The organism is Enterobacter cloacae complex sp. 418I7, from assembly GCF_050030705.1.
Taxonomy (GTDB): Bacteria; Pseudomonadota; Gammaproteobacteria; order Enterobacterales; family Enterobacteriaceae; genus Enterobacter; species Enterobacter intestinihominis.
On sequence record NZ_JBLGUU010000001.1, the window covers coordinates 4,121,756 to 4,135,339 of the forward strand.

The 13,584-nt window shown below is 57.4% G+C and carries 10 protein-coding genes; 6 read left to right on the top strand and 4 right to left on the bottom strand.

What is annotated here, in order from left to right; all coding sequences use genetic code 11:
* Positions 1-89: 89 nt before the first annotated feature.
* A complete protein-coding gene (gene lptG, locus ACQG0S_RS19895) occupies positions 90-1,172 on the bottom strand; it encodes an LPS export ABC transporter permease LptG (RefSeq protein WP_022649534.1) in 1,083 nt (360 codons plus the stop codon).
* A complete protein-coding gene (lptF, locus tag ACQG0S_RS19900) occupies positions 1,172-2,272 on the bottom strand; it encodes an LPS export ABC transporter permease LptF (RefSeq protein WP_023307066.1) in 1,101 nt (366 codons plus the stop codon). Before lptF ends, lptG begins: the two co-directional genes overlap by 1 nt.
* Positions 2,273-2,537: 265 nt before the next feature.
* Here lptF and pepA point away from each other — a divergent pair, with 265 nt between their 5' ends.
* The 5 genes from pepA (at position 2,538) to ahr (ending at position 9,196) form a co-directional block, all read left to right on the top strand.
* The gene (pepA, locus tag ACQG0S_RS19905; protein WP_003861882.1) at positions 2,538-4,049 is read left to right on the top strand and encodes a leucyl aminopeptidase; all 1,512 of its coding nucleotides are present in this window, start codon (positions 2,538-2,540) and stop codon (positions 4,047-4,049) included.
* 118 nt (positions 4,050-4,167) lie between these two features.
* Positions 4,168-4,611 (top strand): DNA polymerase III subunit chi, encoded by a 444-nt coding sequence (gene holC, locus ACQG0S_RS19910; protein ID WP_003861884.1) that lies wholly within the window; start codon positions 4,168-4,170, stop codon positions 4,609-4,611.
* A complete protein-coding gene (locus ACQG0S_RS19915) occupies positions 4,611-7,466 on the top strand; it encodes a valine--tRNA ligase (RefSeq protein ID WP_023298725.1) in 2,856 nt (951 codons plus the stop codon). Before holC ends, ACQG0S_RS19915 begins: the two co-directional genes overlap by 1 nt.
* Positions 7,467-7,589: 123 nt before the next feature.
* The gene (locus tag ACQG0S_RS19920; protein ID WP_048966236.1) at positions 7,590-8,093 is read left to right on the top strand and encodes a GNAT family N-acetyltransferase; all 504 of its coding nucleotides are present in this window, start codon (positions 7,590-7,592) and stop codon (positions 8,091-8,093) included.
* 83 nt (positions 8,094-8,176) lie between these two features.
* The gene (ahr, locus tag ACQG0S_RS19925; protein ID WP_022649538.1) at positions 8,177-9,196 is read left to right on the top strand and encodes an NADPH-dependent aldehyde reductase Ahr; all 1,020 of its coding nucleotides are present in this window, start codon (positions 8,177-8,179) and stop codon (positions 9,194-9,196) included.
* A 43-nt stretch (positions 9,197-9,239) separates the two neighbouring features.
* Here ahr and ACQG0S_RS19930 read toward each other — a convergent pair whose 3' ends face one another.
* Positions 9,240-10,880, bottom strand: coding sequence for a dihydroxyacetone kinase subunit DhaK (locus ACQG0S_RS19930; RefSeq protein WP_045308041.1), 1,641 nt, complete (start codon positions 10,878-10,880; stop codon positions 9,240-9,242).
* A gap of 137 nt (positions 10,881-11,017) precedes the next feature.
* On the opposite strand from ACQG0S_RS19930, the gene ACQG0S_RS19935 reads away from it, so the two are divergent.
* The gene (locus tag ACQG0S_RS19935) at positions 11,018-12,520 is read left to right on the top strand and encodes a helicase HerA-like C-terminal domain-containing protein (RefSeq protein WP_022649540.1); all 1,503 of its coding nucleotides are present in this window, start codon (positions 11,018-11,020) and stop codon (positions 12,518-12,520) included.
* On the opposite strand, the gene ACQG0S_RS19940 is transcribed toward ACQG0S_RS19935, so the two are convergent.
* A complete protein-coding gene (locus ACQG0S_RS19940) occupies positions 12,500-13,441 on the bottom strand; it encodes a TIGR01212 family radical SAM protein (RefSeq protein ID WP_096147825.1) in 942 nt (313 codons plus the stop codon). The two genes, ACQG0S_RS19935 and ACQG0S_RS19940, sit on opposite strands and share 21 nt — an antisense overlap.
* Positions 13,442-13,584: the final 143 nt, after the last annotated feature.

Genomic DNA, 13,584 nt, shown 5'->3' on the forward strand with positions numbered 1-13,584 from the left:
CGAGGCGTTGAAGGTTGTGAGAAAAAGTGCGGGGTGAAACAGGAGATTAGCCTCGCCCCCGGGCAAGCGGGAGCGAGGAAGAAGGTTTATCAGGAGCGTTTTAGCAGCATCCAGAGGCTGATCAGGAAGAAACTGGCGCTCGGCAACAGCGCGCCGATAATTGGCGGAATGCCATACACCAGCGTCAGCGGACCAAAAATCTGATCGAGGACATAGAACACGAAACCAAAGCTGATACCGGTTACCACGCGAACCCCCATCGGCACGCTACGTAGCGGTCCAAAGATGAACGACAGCGCCATCAGCATCATCACCGCCACGGACAGCGGCTGGAAGATTTTGCTCCACATGTTGAGCTGGTAACGCCCCGCATCCTGCCCGCTCGATTTCAGATACTTCACGTAGTTATGCAGACCGCTGATGGAGAGCGCATCGGGATCAAGCGCCACGACGCCGAGCTTGTCCGGCGTCAGGTCGGTTTTCCAGGTACCGCTAACGGTCTGCGAACCGGTGATCTGTTTCGGGTTAGTCAGGTCAGATTCATCAACCTGGGATAACCGCCACAGCTTGTTGTTTGCATCAAATTTAGCAGAGGCGGCATAACGCACTGACTGCAAACGACGATCGTTATTGAAAGCATAGATACTCACGCCACCCAGCTCGTCATCCCCTTTCACGCGTTCGATATAGACGAAGTTCTGGCCATCTTTCGCCCATAATCCCTGCTGCGTGGAGAGCAGAGAACCGCCGTACATCGCCTGAGCACGGTAGTTACGCGCCATCTGTTCGCCCTGCGGCGCGACCCATTCGCCGATCGCCATGGTCAGCAGCACCAGCGGGATCGCGGTTTTCATCACCGACAGCGCAACCTGCATACGGGTAAAGCCCGATGCCTGCATCACCACCAGTTCGCTACGCTGAGCCAGCATCCCCAGGCCCAGCAGCGCACCCAGCAGGGCCGCCATCGGGAAGAAGATCTGCACATCTTTTGGTACGCTGAGCAGGGTGTACATCCCGGCGCCCAACGCGTCGTAACTCCCCTGCCCGGCTTTTTTCAGCTGGTCGACAAATTTGATAATGCCCGAGAGCGACACCAGCATGAACAGGGTCATCATGATGGTGGTAAAAATTGTTTTACCGATATAGCGGTCAAGTACGCCAAACGCCTGCATTAGATGGCTCCTTTACGCGTAAACCGGGCACGAAGACGACGCACAGGCACCGTGTCCCACAAGTTGAGTCCGACTGCCAGCAGCAGATACAAACCATTCACGACCCAGGTCCAGATCATCGGGTCAATTTTTCCTTTCCCGCCGTTAGACTTGATTGAGGTTTGCAGCAGGAAGAACACCAGATACAGCAGCATCGCTGGCAGCATCGACAGCACGCGGCCCTGGCGCGGGTTTACCACGCTCAACGGAACCACCATCAGCGCCATCATAAATACGGTGAATACCAGCGTGATACGCCAGTGCAGTTCAGCACGCGCACGATCGGTATCAGTATTCATTAAGGTGCGCATATCCATCTGCTCGGTATCCGTTGGATCGAGCGCGACGGCCTGGTGACCAATAATGGCCTGGTAGTTCTGGAAATCGGTGATACGGAAGTCACGCAGCATAGCCGTGCCTTCGAAACGCGTTCCTTTGTTCAGCGTGACAACCTGAGAGCCGTCTTTACGCTGCGCCAGCTGACCGGAATCCGCCACTACCACAGAAGGGCGAGCGTTACCTTTCGGGCGCAGTTGAGCAAGAAACACGTCATTGAAGCGGCTGCCATCGACGCTTTCGATAAACAGCACGGAGTTACCGTCGGTCGCCTGCTGGAACTGCCCCTGCGCCAGCGCCGCCAGCCCCGGGTTAGCTTTTGCTTCCGCCAGCACCTCATCCTGATGACGGGACGAGGTCGGCCCCGCCCACATGACGTTAACCGCGGCAACAATGCCCGTAAACAGCGCCAGCACCATGGCTGCCTTTACCAGTACGGCCTTACTGAGGCCGCAGGCATGCATCACGGTGATTTCACTTTCGGTATAGAGCTTACCCAGGGTCATCAGCAGACCAAGGAACAGGCTTAACGGCAGGATAAGCTGCGCCATTTCCGGCACGCCAAGCCCGAGCAGGGAAAGCACCAGATTCGTTGGGATTTCGCCATCAACTGCCGCGCCGAGGATCCTGACCAGCTTCTGACAGAAAAAGATCAGAAGGAGGATAAAGAGGATCGCCAGTTGGCTCTTCAGCGTCTCCCGAACCAGATATCTTATGATTATCACTTTAAATACGCCCGTTAAAACTCGTCTTATGCAGGAATTTAGCTTGTTTCATGGCTTAAACGTCATTTATTCTCTTGAGTCGTCGAAATCATCGCTAAGATTAAAAAACCCGGCGGATTCGCGCTTCATGACATTTATTGACGTGTCGAAACCGTAGTAACGTAAGATTAACACGAAGTCACCACAACGGCGGACATGAGTTACGAAAGGTTTCAATTCTATCCGTAGCCGCCGCCGTTGTCTTTAAGATTCAGGAGCGTAGTGCATGGAGTTCAGTGTAAAAAGCGGTAGCCCGGAGAAACAGCGGAGTGCCTGCATCGTTGTGGGCGTCTTTGAACCACGCCGACTCTCCCCGATCGCCGAGCAACTCGATAAAATCAGCGACGGCTATATCAGCGCCCTGCTGCGCCGTGGCGAACTGGAAGGCAAACCAGGGCAGACCCTGTTGCTGCACCACGTTCCAAACGTCCTGTCCGAGCGTATTCTGCTGATTGGCTGCGGTAAAGAACGTGAGCTTGATGAGCGCCAGTACAAGCAGGTTATTCAGAAAACCATTAATACACTGAATGATACTGGTTCGATGGAAGCCGTCTGCTTCCTCACAGAGCTGCACGTTAAGGGCCGCAACACGTACTGGAAAGTACGCCAGGCCGTCGAAACCGCAAAAGAGAGCCTCTACAGCTTTGATCAGTTGAAGACCACCAAAAGCGAGCCGCGTCGCCCGCTGCGTAAAATGGTCTTTAACGTGCCGACCCGTCGCGAGCTGACCAGCGGCGAGCGCGCCATTCAGCACGGTCTGGCGATTGCTGCCGGTATTAAAGCGGCAAAAGATCTTGGCAATATGCCGCCAAACATCTGTAACGCCGCGTACCTGGCGTCACAGGCGCGCCAGCTGGCTGACGCCTACAGCAAGAACGTCATCACCCGCGTTATCGGCGAACAGCAGATGAAAGAGCTGGGGATGCACTCTTATCTGGCGGTCGGTAACGGCTCCCAGAACGAATCCCTGATGTCGGTCATCGAATACAAAGGCAATCCGTCTGAAGACGCGCGTCCGATCGTGCTCGTTGGCAAAGGGCTGACCTTCGACTCCGGCGGTATCTCCATCAAGCCTTCAGAAGGCATGGATGAGATGAAGTACGACATGTGTGGCGCGGCGGCGGTTTACGGCGTCATGCGCATGGTCGCGGAACTTCAGTTGCCCATCAACGTGATCGGCGTGCTGGCGGGCTGCGAAAACATGCCTGGCGGCCGCGCTTATCGCCCGGGTGATGTGCTGACTACCATGTCCGGCCAGACCGTTGAAGTGCTGAACACCGACGCCGAAGGCCGTCTGGTGCTGTGCGACGTGCTGACCTACGTTGAGCGTTTCGAACCTGAAGCGGTTATCGACGTAGCTACCCTGACCGGCGCCTGCGTGATTGCGCTGGGGCATCACATCACCGGCCTGATGTCGAACCACAATCCGCTGGCGCATGAGCTGATCGGCGCGTCCGAACAGGCTGGCGACCGCGCGTGGCGTCTGCCGCTGGGGGACGAGTTCCAGGAACAGCTGGAGTCTAACTTCGCGGATATGGCGAACATTGGTGGTCGTCCTGGCGGCGCAATTACCGCAGGCTGCTTCCTGGCGCGCTTCACCCGCAAGTACAACTGGGCGCACCTGGACATCGCGGGGACCGCATGGCGCTCCGGTAAAGCCAAAGGCGCGACCGGACGTCCGGTGGCGCTGCTGTCGCAGTTCCTGCTCAATCGCGCGGGTTTTAACGGCGACGAGTGATGAAAAACGCCGGGTAGCGGCTTCGCCTTACCCGGCCTACAACGTCACTCAACCGTAGGCCGGGTAAGCGTAGCGCCACCCGGCTTTGCATTTAAATCCACGACAAGAAACCCCATATATGAAGAATGCAACGTTCTACCTTCTGGACAATGACACCCATCAGGATGGCCTCAGCGCCGTTGAACAACTGGTGTGTGAAATTGCCGCAGAACGTTGGCGCGCAGGTAAACGCGTCCTGATTGCCTGTGAAGATGAGCAGCAGGCGATTCGTCTGGATGAAGCGCTATGGGCGCGCCCGCCGGAGAGTTTTGTTCCGCATAACCTGTCGGGCGAAGGTCCACGCGGCGGGGCACCGGTGGAGATTGCCTGGCCGCAAAAACGCAACAGCAGCGCGCGCGACATTCTCATTAGCCTGCGGACAGACTTTGCAGATTTTGCCACCGCTTTCACAGAAGTGGTAGACTTTGTCCCTTACGAAGAATCTTTGAAACAGCTGGCGCGCGAACGCTACAAAGCGTACCGCCTGGCCGGTTTTAACCTGAATACGGCAACCTGGAAATAATGGAAAAGACATATAACCCACGCGATATCGAACAGCCGCTTTACGAGCACTGGGAACAGCAGGGCTATTTCAAGCCTAACGGCGACGAAAGCAAAGAGTCCTTCTGCATCATGATCCCGCCGCCGAACGTCACCGGCAGTTTGCATATGGGGCATGCTTTCCAGCAGACCATCATGGATACCATGATCCGCTACCAGCGTATGCAGGGTAAAAACACCCTGTGGCAGGCGGGGACTGACCACGCGGGTATCGCGACCCAGATGGTGGTTGAGCGTAAAATTGCCGCTGAAGAGGGTAAAACCCGCCACGACTACGGTCGCGACGCGTTTATCGACAAAATCTGGCAGTGGAAAGCGGAATCCGGCGGCACTATTACCCGTCAGATGCGCCGTCTCGGCAACTCCGTGGACTGGGAGCGTGAGCGCTTCACCATGGATGAAGGCCTGTCCAACGCCGTGAAAGAAGTCTTCGTGCGCCTGTACAAAGAAGACCTGATTTACCGTGGCAAACGCCTGGTCAACTGGGACCCGAAACTGCGTACCGCCATCTCTGACCTGGAAGTGGAAAACCGCGAGTCTAAAGGCTCCATGTGGCACATCCGCTATCCGCTGGCCGACGGCGCGAAAACCGCCGACGGTAAAGATTACCTGGTGGTGGCGACCACCCGTCCGGAAACCCTGCTGGGCGATACCGGCGTGGCCGTTAACCCGGAAGATCCGCGCTATAAAGATCTGATCGGCAAATTTGTGGTGCTGCCGCTGGTGAACCGCCGTATTCCGATTGTGGGCGACGAACACGCCGACATGGAAAAAGGCACCGGCTGCGTGAAAATTACCCCGGCGCACGACTTTAACGACTATGAAGTCGGTCGTCGTCATCAACTTCCGATGATCAACATTCTGACCTTCGACGGCGATATCCGCGAAAGCGCAGAAGTGTACGATACCAAAGGCAACGAATCCGACGTTTATTCCAGCGACATCCCGGCTGAGTTCCAGAAGCTGGAGCGCTTTGCCGCGCGTAAAGCCGTCGTAGCCGCCGTGGACGCGCTCGGCCTGCTGGAAGAGATTAAACCTCACGATCTGACCGTGCCGTACGGCGACCGTGGCGGCGTGGTTATCGAGCCAATGCTGACCGACCAGTGGTACGTGCGTGCCGACGTGCTGGCGAAACCGGCTGTGGAAGCGGTTGAGAACGGCAGCATTCAGTTCGTGCCGAAGCAGTACGAAAACATGTACTTCTCCTGGATGCGCGATATTCAGGACTGGTGTATCTCCCGTCAGCTGTGGTGGGGTCACCGTATCCCGGCGTGGTACGACAATGAAGGCAACGTCTACGTTGGCCGCACCGAAGAGGAAGTGCGTCAGGAAAACAACCTGGGCGCTGACGTTGCGCTGCGCCAGGACGAAGACGTGCTGGATACCTGGTTCTCTTCCGCGCTGTGGACCTTCTCGACCCTCGGCTGGCCGGAAAACACCGACGCGCTGCGTCAGTTCCACCCAACCAGCGTGATGGTCTCCGGCTTCGACATCATCTTCTTCTGGATCGCCCGCATGATCATGATGACCATGCACTTCATCAAAGACGAAGATGGCAAGCCGCAGGTTCCGTTCCATACCGTCTACATGACCGGCCTGATCCGCGACGACGAAGGCCAGAAGATGTCCAAATCCAAGGGTAACGTTATCGACCCGCTGGACATGGTTGATGGTATCTCTCTGGAAGAGCTGCTGGAAAAACGTACCGGCAACATGATGCAGCCGCAGCTGGCGGAGAAAATCCGCAAGCGTACCGAGAAGCAGTTCCCGAACGGGATCGAATCTCACGGTACCGACGCCCTGCGCTTCACCCTGGCGGCGCTGGCCTCCACCGGTCGTGACATCAACTGGGATATGAAGCGTCTCGAAGGTTACCGTAACTTCTGTAACAAGCTGTGGAACGCCAGCCGCTTCGTGCTGATGAACACCGAAGATCAGGATTGCGGCTTTAACGGCGGCGAAATGACCCTGTCTCTGGCAGACCGCTGGATCCTGGCGGAATTTAACCAGACGGTGAAATCGTTCCGCGACGCGCTGGACAGTTACCGCTTCGACATCGCGGCAGGCATCCTGTACGAATTCACCTGGAACCAGTTCTGTGACTGGTATCTGGAGCTGGCGAAGCCGGTCATGAACGGCGGCACTGAGGCGGAGCTGCGCGGTACGCGTAATACGCTGATTACCGTCCTGGAAGGTCTGCTGCGCCTTGCGCACCCGATCATTCCGTTCATCACCGAAACCATCTGGCAGCGCGTGAAGGTGATTGCCGGTATAAACGCCGATACCATCATGCTCCAGCCGTTCCCGGCATTCGATGCCGCGAAAGTGGATGAAGCCGCGTCTGCGGATACCGAGTGGCTGAAACAGGCGATCGTTGCGGTACGTAACATTCGTGCAGAAATGAATATCGCTCCGGGTAAACCACTGGAGCTGCTGCTGCGCGGTTGCAGCGAAGCTGCCGTTCGTCGCGTCACCGAGAACAACACCTTCCTGAAAACCATGGCGCGTCTGGAAAGCATCACCGTGCTGCCTGCCGATGATAAAGGTCCGGTTTCCGTGACCAAAATTATCGACGGCGCGGAGCTGTTGATCCCGATGGCGGGCCTGATCGACAAAGACGCTGAGCTGGCTCGTCTGGCGAAAGAAGTGGCGAAAGTCGACGTGGAAATTGGCAAAATCGAAAGCAAACTGGCGAACGAGGGCTTTGTGGCCCGCGCGCCGGAAGCGGTCATCGCCAAAGAGCGTGAGCGTCTGGTTGCCTTCGCCGATGCGAAGACCAAACTGATCGAGCAGCAGGCGGTTATTGCAGCCCTGTAATGCTTTTACCCCTTACGCTTCAGGGCGTAAGGGGTATCCTTCCTGAAAACTCCTCGCTTGCACTCCCCTTTCTGCGGTGCTATTAACAGCAGTTGTGTGTCAATTTTTGTCATGAGTAATGCTATGAGCGTGATTACCCCCGTCGCGACGACAATGCGTCGGATCACTGAGCAGGACAACCCGGCTATCGCCGCCGTTATCCGCACGGTATCGGCCGAATATGGCCTGACCGCCGACAAAGGCTACACCGTGGCCGATCCCAATCTGGACGAACTTTTTCAGCTGTACAGCCAGCCGGGCCATGCCTATTGGGTCATCGAGCAGGACGGCCAGGTCGTGGGCGGCGGCGGCATTGCCCCCCTGCTCTGCAGCGAGCCGGATATCTGTGAACTCCAGAAAATGTATTTCCTGCCAACGATACGCGGACAAGGCCTGGCGAAAAAGCTGGCGCTGGTCGCCCTGGAACATGCACGTTCACAGGGCTTTAAACGTTGCTACCTTGAAACCACCGCTTTCCTTAAAGAGGCCATTGGCCTTTATGAACATCTGGGCTTTAAGCATATCGATGCGCCACTGGGCTGCACGGGCCACGTGGACTGCGAAGTCAGGATGCTGAAAAGTCTGTAAGTTTTGTTCCTGCCGTCTTCTGTTAAGCGTCTGTAAACTGAATGCTCTACACTCACAGTTCACACCAAAACAGGGGAAACGCGATGTCGAAGATAAAAAGCTACGCCGCACCGCAGGCGGGTGCAGAACTTGAGCTGTACGAGTACGATGCGGGCGAACTAAAAGCGGAAGACGTCGAAGTACAGGTGGATTACTGCGGGATCTGCCACTCGGATCTCTCGATGATCGACAATGAATGGGGCTTTTCCAGCTATCCGCTGGTTGCCGGGCACGAAGTCATTGGCCGCGTCGTGGCGCTCGGCAGCGCCGCGCAGGACAAAGGGCTGAAAGTGGGCCAGCGCGTGGGTATCGGCTGGACGGCACGCAGCTGCGGCCACTGCGACGCCTGTATTAGCGGTAACCAGATCAACTGCCTTGAGGGCGCTACGCCGACCATCCTGAACAAGGGTGGTTTCGCCGATAAACTACGCGCCGACTGGCAATGGGTTATCCCGCTGCCGGACAGCATTGATATTGAATCAGCAGGTCCGCTGCTGTGTGGCGGTATCACCGTATTTAAACCGCTGCTGATGCATCACGTAACTGCCACCAGCCGCGTGGGCGTGATCGGTATTGGCGGGCTGGGGCATATTGCCATCAAACTGCTGCACGCGATGGGCTGTGAAGTGACGGCGTTCAGCTCGAACCCGGCGAAAGAGCAGGAAGTGCTGGCGATGGGTGCGGATAAAGTGGTGAACAGTCGCGATCCCGAGGCGCTCACCGCTCTGGCAGGTCAGTTTGACCTGATCATCAACACCGTCAACGTCGATCTCGACTGGCAGCCATACTTTGAGGCCCTGGCCTACGGCGGTAACTTCCACACCGTGGGTGCGGTGATGAAGCCGCTGCCGGTTCCGGCGTTTACCCTGATCGGCGGCGATCGCAGCGTATCCGGATCTGCTACCGGCACGCCATATGAGTTACGCAAGCTGATGAAGTTTGCCGGACGCACAAAAGTGGCGCCGACCACCGAACTGTATCCGATGTCAAAAATCAACGAAGCAATCCAGCACGTGCGCGACGGCAAAGCCCGCTACCGCGTGGTGTTGAAAGCGGATTTCTGATGTGAGTTTGCCGGGTGGCGGCTTCGCCTGACCCGGCCTACTTTCACTGCCGCGCCAATACGTTAAGTACTTCTGCCACCGCGACCGCTCCCGGATCCATCACCCCATCCAGGTTCTCTTTATTGACATACGACGAGCGTCCCGCGCCGGCTTTCGCCATTTTTGCCGTTGCTTCGGCGCCCTGCTGCGCAGCCTGCGCCGCCGTCCGCAGATCGCCATCCCTTAACGCCTCCAGCGCCGGTTGCAGGGCGTCGATCAGCGTGCGATCCCCAAGATCGGCCCCGCCATACTGCTTCATCTGCGCCAGTCCGCTCAACAATGCTTCTGGTAGCGGCTGTCCATCGTGAAGCTTTTGTCCTGCCGCCGTGAAGAAGATCGACATCAGCACCCCGCTCGACCCGCCCATTACCGTAGCCAGCCGCTCCCCCACCAGCAGGAGTAATGTCGGCACGTCGTTAAGGGGCAGGTTGTTCTCCTCAAGTCGCTGCGCAATATCCCGCGCCCCTTGCGCAAAGGTGGAGCCCGTATCGCCATCGCCTACTTTGGCATCCAGCGCGTTGAGGCGGTTTTCCAGCTGGATCAATGTCTTCGTTACCGAAGCGACGGCCTCGCTCACCTGCGGATTGTCCGATGGGGTATATTCCACGCGGTCACGAAGGGCGCTATGGGGGACGGTACGCAGGGGCGCGAACGCGACGGGCTTCTGCCAGCCCAGCGTCTCGACCTCGGCGTGAATCGCCTTCTCGAAGAAATCGTTGAGCTTCAGCAGCGTTAGCGAAAACCCTTTCATATCCAGCGCACTCACCAGCGGCGCCGGGCCAATCAGATACGCAATGTTCTCTTTCAGCGCCGAATGCGCCAGCTCTTTGGTGAGCAGAGCCATCTCCAGCGCTGACACGCCGCCGAGGTTGTTGATCAGCACCGCAAAGCGCCCGTCCCCCGCCTGCGCGCGTAACGGCGTCACCAGCGTGTCGATAATGGCTTTGCTGTTTTGCGTATCCACGACGGAAGCTCCCGGCTCGCCGTGAATGCCCAAACCCAGCTCGACATGGCCTTGTTTTATGCGCCCCTCTTCATCATCGCTGCCCGGCAGGTTGCACGTTTGCATCGCCACGCCCAGGCTCCAGAGGTTATCGCAGGCCTGTTGCGCTATATCCCGCACGTCGTTTAGCGATTTCCCCTGCTCTGCCGCATATCCCGCAATCTTATGCACCAGCGCCGTTCCCGCGATACCACGCGGCTGCTTGTTATCCGGCAGGGCAATATCATCCGCGACGATAACCATCTCCACCTTCAGGCCGTAGCGTTTGGCTTTTTCCGCTGCCAGGCCAAAGTTAAGCCGGTCGCCGGTGTAGTTTTTCACAATTAGCAGGCAGCCACGATCGCCCGTCACCGCCACAATGGCATTGAGGACCGCATCCACGCTTGGGGAGGCGAACAAATCGCCACACACCGCTGCGGTAAGCATGCCTTTACCGACGAACCCGGCATGTGCCGGTTCATGGCCGGAGCCGCCACCGGAGATCACCGCCACGCGGCTTTTATCCCAGTCGCCGCGTGCCACCACGCGGATGGCCGGATCGATATCCAGTTTGACGAGATTACCGTGCGGCGCGGAGAGAAGTATGCCTTCAATGGCATCGTTGACAAGCTGTTTGCGGTCGTTAAAAAAGAATCTGGACATAGTTTCCCAAAATTTTGTTTACCGTATGCAAAAGCATAGTCCGCACTGGATAATGCGCCGCAAAGTGAGGAATTTACGCAGACGTTTTGCCGTCAGGTTGCCTATACTCCACCCAGGACTACGAGAGGACGTGCATCATGAGTACACCATTGTTAATCGCCAGGACGCTGGAAAAAGAGCTGTTTTTACTGCCCGCGATGGCGAACCGTCATGGCCTGATCACCGGCGCGACCGGGACGGGAAAAACCGTCACCCTGCAAAAGCTGGCTGAGTCGTTGTCCGAGGCTGGCGTGCCGGTTTTTATGGCTGACGTGAAGGGCGATTTAACCGGGGTGGCTCAGGAAGGCACGGCGTCAGAAAAACTGCTCGAGCGCCTGAAAAATATCGGCATCACGGACTGGACGCCGCACGGTAATCCAGTGGTGGTCTGGGATATCTTCGGCGAAAAAGGGCATCCGGTGCGCGCCACCGTCTCCGACCTCGGCCCTTTGCTGCTGGCCCGTCTGCTTAATCTTAACGACGTGCAGTCCGGGGTGCTGAACATTATTTTCCGTATCGCCGACGATCAGGGCTTACTGCTGCTCGACTTCAAAGATCTGCGCGCCATCACCCAGTACATTGGCGATAACGCCAAATCCTTCCAGAACCAGTACGGCAATATCAGCAGCGCCTCGGTGGGCGCCATTCAGCGCGGGCTCCTGACGCTGGAGCAACAGGGCGCCGAGCATTTCTTCGGCGAGCCAATGCTGGATATCAAAGACTGGATGCGCACCGACAGCAGCGGCAAAGGCATCATCAACATTCTGAGCGCAGAGAAGCTCTACCAGATGCCGAAGCTCTACGCCGCCAGCCTGCTGTGGATGCTCTCTGAACTCTACGAACAACTGCCGGAAGCAGGCGATCTGGAAAAACCCAAACTGGTGTTCTTCTTTGACGAAGCGCACCTGTTGTTTAACGACGCGCCGCAGGTGCTGCTGGATAAAATTGAACAGGTTATCCGCCTGATCCGCTCCAAAGGCGTCGGGGTCTGGTTTGTGTCGCAAAACCCGTCGGATATTCCGGACAACGTACTGGGGCAACTGGGTAACCGCGTGCAGCACGCCCTGCGCGCCTTTACGCCGAAAGATCAAAAAGCGGTGAAAGCCGCGGCGCAAACCATGCGTGCCAATCCGGCCTTTGATACCGAAACCGCCATTCAGGCGCTGGGCACCGGTGAAGCGCTGATTTCGTTCCTCGATGCAAAAGGCAGCCCGACAGTTGTCGAGCGCGCGATGGTGATTGCGCCCTGCTCGCGCATGGGGCCAGTAACGGACGATGAACGCAACGGCCTGATCAACCACTCCCCGGTGTACGGGAAGTATGAAGACGAGGTGGATCGCGAATCCGCGTTCGAGATGCTGCAAAAAGGGGTGCAGGCGACTGCCGAATCGCAGAATGCGCCTGCCGCCAAAGGGCAATCTGTAGCCGTGGACGACGGCATTCTCGGCGGGCTGAAAGATATTCTGTTCGGCAGCACCGGGCCGCGCGGCGGCAAACGCGATGGCGTGGTGCAGACCATGGCAAAAAGCGCGACGCGTCAGATTACCAACCAGATAGTGCGCGGCATGCTGGGAAGTCTGTTAGGCGGCCGTCGCCGGTAGCGGTGGAACCCACGGGCGGCCAAGCGCCGACCCCTGTACGCCGTTCTCCTGTAGATAGCGGTCGATTTCCAGCATCCCCGTCCAGCGGTTCTCACACCAGAGCGGTGCCAGAAGCGTTGGGCGGCGGGCGCTTGCCGAGATGCGGTGGTAAACAATCTCCGGCGGCGTGTGGCGAATCATCTCCCCCGCCGTCACCGTATAGTCGTCGAGTTCGATACCACTTAACCGCCCCGCTTCCCAGGCTTTCGCCATAATGCTTCCCGTAACAATATGCAGCGGGTGCAGCTTAATGCCGTCCACGCCGGTCTCGACGACTTTTTCCAGCGTTTCAAGACCATGCTGCTGCCCTTCTCCCGGCAAGCCGACAATCAGATGCGAGCAGACTTTTAATCCACGCTCGCGGGCGAGACGCGTGGTGCGCTGGTAGCAGGCAAAATCATGCCCGCGATTGATACGGTGCAGGGTTTTGTCGTGCGCGGTCTGCAAGCCCAGCTCCAGCCAGATCTCGTAGCCCTTCTCTTTGTACTCGCTAAGTAAATCCAGCACGGCGTCCGGCACGCAGTCCGGACGCGTCCCCACGCACAGCCCGACAATGTTCGCTTGAGCAACCGCCTGTTGATACATAGCGCGCAGCACCTGCACCTCCGCCCACGTGCTGGTGTAGGCCTGGAAATAGGCCAGATATTGCTTCGCGCGGTTCACCAGACTCGCCTGATGGGCGAGCTGTTCAGCGATAGATTTATGCTGTTGAGCTTCATCAGCAAACGAGGCCACGTTACAGAAGGTGCAGCCACCACGCCCGATGGTGCCATCGCGGTTCGGACAGCTAAAGCCGCCGTGCAGCGTCAGTTTGTGAACCTTTTGTCCGTAGCGCTGCAAAAGATCCCCACCAAACATATTGACTAATTTCTGTAACTGCATAATCTGATAGACCGTCCCGAAGAAAGGGGACAAGCCTGCCATTTTTAGCCTCTGTCGGCGATGACCTGGATCAATCGCCCTGGACGGCCTTTATCTATTTGAATAAATAATCACGATTACCGAGATTTCATTCACCCTGCACG